This window comes from Trichococcus sp., from assembly GCF_049589555.1.
GTDB lineage: Bacteria > Bacillota > Bacilli > Lactobacillales > Aerococcaceae > Trichococcus.
This window is the reverse complement of the sequence record NZ_JBAWAZ010000353.1, coordinates 1-5735: the sequence shown is the minus strand read 5'-3', so window position 1 is coordinate 5735 and position 5735 is coordinate 1. Positions and strand designations below refer to the sequence as shown.

General features: G+C 44.9%; 6 protein-coding genes and 1 riboswitch. Of the genes, 1 reads left to right on the top strand and 5 read right to left on the bottom strand.

Features of this window, described 5'->3' with window-relative positions:
- A partial coding sequence (locus WBV27_RS12180) for an IclR family transcriptional regulator (RefSeq protein ID WP_424202401.1) occupies nucleotides 1-551 on the top strand: 551 nt, incomplete at its 5' end.
- 253 nt (nucleotides 552-804) lie between these two features.
- On the opposite strand, the gene dhaM is transcribed toward WBV27_RS12180, so the two are convergent.
- The 5 genes from dhaM to nagA all read right to left on the bottom strand — a co-directional run bounded on the left by dhaM (nucleotide 805) and on the right by nagA (nucleotide 5589).
- The gene (gene dhaM / locus WBV27_RS12175; protein WP_424202400.1) at nucleotides 805-1179 is read right to left on the bottom strand and encodes a dihydroxyacetone kinase phosphoryl donor subunit DhaM; all 375 of its coding nucleotides are present in this window, start codon (nucleotides 1177-1179) and stop codon (nucleotides 805-807) included.
- On the bottom strand, nucleotides 1172-1759 hold the full coding sequence (gene dhaL, locus WBV27_RS12170) for a dihydroxyacetone kinase subunit DhaL (protein ID WP_424202399.1): 588 nt from the start codon (nucleotides 1757-1759) through the stop codon (nucleotides 1172-1174). The genes dhaM and dhaL overlap by 8 nt, the downstream gene beginning before the upstream one ends.
- Nucleotides 1760-2027: 268 nt before the next feature.
- Nucleotides 2028-2975 carry a magnesium/cobalt transporter CorA gene (gene corA, locus WBV27_RS12165; RefSeq protein ID WP_424202398.1) on the bottom strand — a complete coding sequence of 316 codons (948 nt, stop codon included), beginning with the start codon at nucleotides 2973-2975 and terminating at the stop codon, nucleotides 2028-2030.
- A gap of 482 nt (nucleotides 2976-3457) precedes the next feature.
- A riboswitch (M-box (ykoK) riboswitch) is annotated at nucleotides 3458-3618 on the bottom strand.
- A 107-nt stretch (nucleotides 3619-3725) separates the two neighbouring features.
- Nucleotides 3726-4433: a glucosamine-6-phosphate deaminase gene (nagB, locus tag WBV27_RS12160; protein ID WP_424202397.1), complete on the bottom strand. Its 708-nt coding sequence runs from the start codon at nucleotides 4431-4433 to the stop codon at nucleotides 3726-3728.
- A 10-nt stretch (nucleotides 4434-4443) separates the two neighbouring features.
- A complete protein-coding gene (gene nagA, locus WBV27_RS12155; protein ID WP_424202396.1) occupies nucleotides 4444-5589 on the bottom strand; it encodes an N-acetylglucosamine-6-phosphate deacetylase in 1146 nt (381 codons plus the stop codon).
- Between the last annotated feature and the right edge of the window lie 146 nt (nucleotides 5590-5735).

The window sequence follows — 5735 nt, the reverse complement described above, 5'->3', positions numbered from 1 at the left end:
TGGGTAGCCTAGTGAGCGGACAATATGATATCCGTAACTTGGTCCATGACGATTTGGTCGCGCTATCGAAAGAATTCCAGGAATCTTCCTGTTTGGCTATCGAAGAAGATCATGAAGTGGTTTACATCGATGTCATCAACGGGCCGGACAACATGTTGAAGACGATGCAACGGATCGGAAAAAGAGCCCCGTTACATGCGACCAGCGTCGGAAAAAATATTCTTCAGAACTACACGGAGAAGGAAATCGAGGACATCCTGAAAGAAAAAGGAATGCCGGCATTGACCGCCAAAACCCTCACAACACCCGAAGCTCTTTTCAAAGAGTTGGAAACTGTCCAAGAAACAGGTGTAGCGATGGATAACGAGGAATGCGAGATCGGAGCCAAATGTATTTCGGTACCGCTTATCGACTACACCGGAAAAGTCGTGGCTGCCATCAGCATCAGCGGTCCTGTATTCCGTATGACTGATGAAAAAGTGGAGAAAATAACAGAGTACATGCTGCGCATGTCGAAAGAAATCTCAAAAAAACTCGCCTATACAAAATAAATAGCGTGATGATTCGCGTTTAGGGGGTGAACACTAAGAGGCTACTACGAGAACCGCCGTTTTTTGGCCGTGACGTAATAGCAGCTTAGGCGGAACCCCCTGCGAATCAGAACGCGTCTAATAAGAGCGTGATGATTCCCGACCCTGCTCTAGAAATTAATTGCTAAGGAAGCCGGTCTTTTAAAAAAAAATAACCCATGAGATTCTCCTTTTGAAAAGGAAAACCTTATGGGTTTCTTTTGGCTTCAGTGTTTCATTTTACGTACAATTCCTGCAACTGTTCACGGATTTTTTCAAAGGGTGTATCCGCCTGCAGCAAAGCCGCTGTCAGATAGGCTCCCTCCACAAACGCCGCATCGCAAATGACCAGATTTTTTTCGGTCAGCTCACTTATCAACTCAAGATTCATCTTGGCGCTGCCCAGATCATAAAAGGCCAATATATTAGGCTCCGGCATTTCATTGAGAGCCGCCGTGACTTTATCAAAACTAGTGCCGATTCCGCCGTCTTCCGCTCCGCCGACTGCTTTCACGCTAATGTCCTTCGCTACCTGTTTCAGCAAACGGGTCAGCCCGTCAGCGAGCTCCGCAACATGCGAAACCAATAAGATACCGTACTGTTCACTCATCGTACACCCCCGCTTCCAGCATAGCCTCGAAGAAATAGCCGCATGAAGCTGCTCCTGGATCGATATGGCCATTCAGTTGTTCCGACACATAGGCTGCGCGTCCCTTTTTCGCCTGGAAATCCTTCGTGCTTGTGACATATTCATTGATTTTTTCCAACGTTAGGCGCTTATTCCGGACGTCTTCCATGACCGGAATCCAAACATCAACTAATGTCTTATCCCGCAGTTCCGTTTGACCGACTTTTTGGATCCCTTCAAGGCCGCTTGTCAGACTGTCCAGAAGTTCGTTACCGTCTTGTAGGGACTGTGACATTTGCAGGAAGGCTTGGCCATATAGCAGTCCGGCTGCCCCTCCCGTTTTCTGGATGAATGACATTCCCGCCATTTTGAACAAATCTGATGAACCCACCTGAAGTCCTTCCGCTAATTTTGCCTTCAGATATTTGGCTCCCCGAAGCATATTGGCCCCGTGGTCACCGTCACCGATGGATTCATCCAGCGTATTCAGATACTTCTCGTTTGTTTCCAACTTTTCGATGAACAGACTCAACCATGTTCTGGCCGTCTCGACAGTCAACATTTCCATCACCGCCTTGGATTCCTGGATTTCATGCTTTCCATGCTACCTCTGCCTCCATTGTAAACGTTTTATCCTAAAACAACAATCCGGATACTTTCAAGTATCAATAAATCAAGGATCGTATAAAACGTGTTGCACCCACTTATTCGGAAAAATCGACAACAAAAAAACTTTCAAATTGATGCATAGTATCAGCATCAATTTGAAAGTTTTGTATTTTGCACTGCAAATAGGCTATGTATCTTTCACACAGGTGTTTATTATTACCTTAATCTTTTCTCTTTATCCAAAGAAACATCAATACGCCAATAATCAGCATCAATCCCATCACAGCATAATACCCATATTCCCATTGCAATATCGCCATATGTTTAAAATTCATTCCGTATATCCCAGAAATCAATGTTAAGGGAGAAAAAATAGAAGTCATGATTGTGAGAGTTTTCATCAAATTGTTTGATTGATGCGAAACCATCGAAAGGTAACTGTCCCGCATATCGGTGGTAACTTCTCGATTAGAAGTGATCAACTCCGTTACCTTCAATAAGTTGTCATGAATATCGGAAAAATATTCTCTTCTGCTTTTTATGCCACCCAAATGTCGGGAATTCAACATGCGATAAACCAAATCCCGCATCGGATTAACAGTTTGCCTGAAGAGCAACAACCGATGTCTTATATCAAATAAATGGTCGATGACATCATCTGTTGAATCATTCTGTATAACATCTTCAATTTCCAATAACTCATCCTCAATTTTATTGATGAGCGGGAAGTAATTATCTACGATTTTGTCTAAAATTTCATAGAGTATATAATAGCTGTCCCATTCTTCAATGTTCTTACAATACAATAACCTATTCCGGATTTGATCCACTTCCTTTGAGGCGGAAAGATGGAAAGTTACGATAAAATTATCCCCAACAAAAGAATCCAATTCTTCTTTAATGACCTCATCTGCTGTTTCACTTATTTTGTGAGTAACATAAAATGTATAATCATCGTAATAATCAAGTTTCGGCCGCTGAAGTGTCTGAACACAGTCTTCAACAGCCAGAGGATGAAAGTGAAAAGTATCGGTCAAATGTTTCACTTCTTCAGCCGTTGGTTCATTAAAGTCAACCCAAAACCATTTGTATTGTGCAAAATTCGCATTATTTATAGCAATATCTGTATCTACTTTATTTTCATCCGTAATTCCAATAATTTTTATCATAGTGTAGCACCTTCTTAGCAGTATTTTCAATAATATAAGATCTAGCTTATTACTGATCTATGTCTGCACAAAAGAATAGGCTGGTTCTGTAATTCTTTTGAAAAGGTACTTCTTATCTACTTCTGCCGTTTTATTGGCAGACATTTTGTTTGATACACGTTCTCTCATTTTCAACACGGTCTTTACCTCCTATATTTGTTTGTCGATTAGACAATTAGGGATGATAAGACATGGTTGAAAGAGCAAAGCCAGTTAACTATTCAGTTTTTTAGTCAGAAGAACAGATGCAGTTTGTCTGCGAATGTCTTCTTTTCTACTTCGCCCTTTCGGTCCTATGTCCGTACTACTTCCCGCATCCATTCTTCTCACCTCGCTATTTCGATTACACTTAATATTTCCACAAAAAAAAATCCCATACCAAAGCGCAAACAATGGTATGGGATGATATATCCATAAAAATACACAGCACAAATTTTTCATTGCACTGACGCCACCGTTTGAGCTTTAACTCTGCAGGGCGATGAAATTGCATTAGATGATACCTTGGTTTCGATATCGCCTGTTCAAACCTTCTCATGGTGTCTCCACCATTTCGCGGCAGCAATCCGTATCCCTGTAGTAGCCTTACCTACCGGAAATATTCAGTTACCTTTAAGGTACTCCTAATATACTAAACTGTCAATCATTTTTTCATCTGGCAGGGACTGCTGATGATCAGAAGAGCGAAAATAATCCGGATTTTTGGGCTCACTATTTTTTGCTGAGCATTTGCGCTGCTTCTTCGTCCAGTATCACGGTCACATGCTTATGGGTCTGCAGGACACTCGCTGGCAAATCTTCCGTGATCGGCCCTTCCAACGCGGCTTTGACGGCAGCGGCTTTTTCTTTTCCGAAAGCCATCAGGATGATCTGTCTTGACGAGAGGATTGACTGGATCCCCATCGAATAGGCAAAACGCGGGACATCTTTTTCATCCGCAAAGTAACGCTTATTGGAATCGATGGTGGATTGCCACAGTGCCACTTTCTGCGTGCGGGAATCAAAGGATGTGCCGGGCTCATTGAAACCGATGTGCCCGTTCGTGCCGATGCCAAGAATCTGCACATCGATCGGATTCGCTGCGATGATTGCTTCGAATTGCGCGCACTCTTCCGCTTCATCCGCCATTCCATCCAGCAGATAGTTTTTCTTGAATGGTTTTGCATCGAATAATTGTTCATGCATAAAATGATGGTAGCTGTGCGGACTGTCCTCGGACAAGCCCATGTATTCATCCAGATTGATCGATGTCATACCCGAGAAATCAAGCTCGCTTTCCCGCATGATCCGGTACAGTCTCACTGGCGTGCTGCCGGTGGCTAACCCCAATACTTTTGCCCCGTTACTCATTTCTTCCCTGATTTTTTCGAATGCACAGCGGCTGGCCTCTTCCGGAGTCGCTTTAATGATTATTTCCATGATCTATTCCCTACTTTCCGTTTCTTTTGAATACTGTATTGCCGTAACTGATGGTCTGTTGTACTTGGAATGCGCTGGATAGGAGCACCATATCGGCATCCTTGCCTGGAACGATTCCACCCTTTCGAACAAGACCGAATTCCCGGGCCTGATTGACGGAGCTCATTTTTACTGCATCAGAGATGCTGCAGCCGGTAAAGGCGATGATGTTCCTGAAAGCCTCCTGGAACTCCAGCACACTGCCCGCCAGACTTCCGCTTTCCAGACGGGCTTCGCCATCCTTGACGATGACCTTCTGCCCGCCCAACTCGCTGATGCCGTCGCCCATCCCTTTGGCTCGCATAGCGTCGGTAATCAATTCGATGCGGTCGACACCCTTCTGATTGAAGGCAATCTTCACCATTTCCGGATCGATGTGCAGACCATCGACGATCATTTCCGCGTAGATGCCCTCTTCCAGGAACGCGTGCCCGGTCACACCCGGTTCGCGGTGGTGGAGCCCTCTCTGCGCATTATAGAGGTGGGTGATGTGCGATGCCTTGGATTGTTGCAATTGGCTGCGACGAGCATTTGAATGCCCTACCGAAAGCACGATTTGGTTGTCCAGACAATACTTTTCGAAAGCTGTCGCATCGCTCGTCTCCGGCGCATAGGTGACCAAACGGATCAATCCCCCGCTCAATTCCTGCCACCTGCGCATCAGGGCAGCATCCGGCAATTTGATGTGTTCTTCCGGTTGCGCTCCCTTAAATACTGCGGAAATGAATGGTCCTTCGAGATGGATGCCTTGGATGACCGGATTTTTTTCCGCGGCCTTGCCGATGCCGACCAATGCCTTCTCGATATTTTCATTCGATTGCGTCATCGTTGTCGGAAAATAACTGGTGATCCCTTCTTGATGCATCTTTCCGATCATCCGGTTGATTTCATCGGCATCACCGTCCATATTATCCGTGCCGTAACCGCCGTGGCTGTGGACATCAATGAAGCCCGGCATCAGTCTGCTTCCGGCTGCGTCGATCACTTCCTCACCGGCTTCTGGGACGTATTCCGACATGTTCCCGACTGCGCTGATTTCTTTTCCGAACCGGACATACCCATCGGAGATGACTGTTTCCCCTGTATAAACTTCTGCATGGATGATCACTTTTTTCATTTGTGTTCCCCTCTTCGATCCTGAACTTTATTTTCACTGTGCACCTGCATGACTCAGCTGCCACTTCCCACTATTCCGATTTTTTCGAATAACCTTGCACATTTTTTCTCGTCAGATCCATGTTGTATTTGAAATTCTCATCCTGC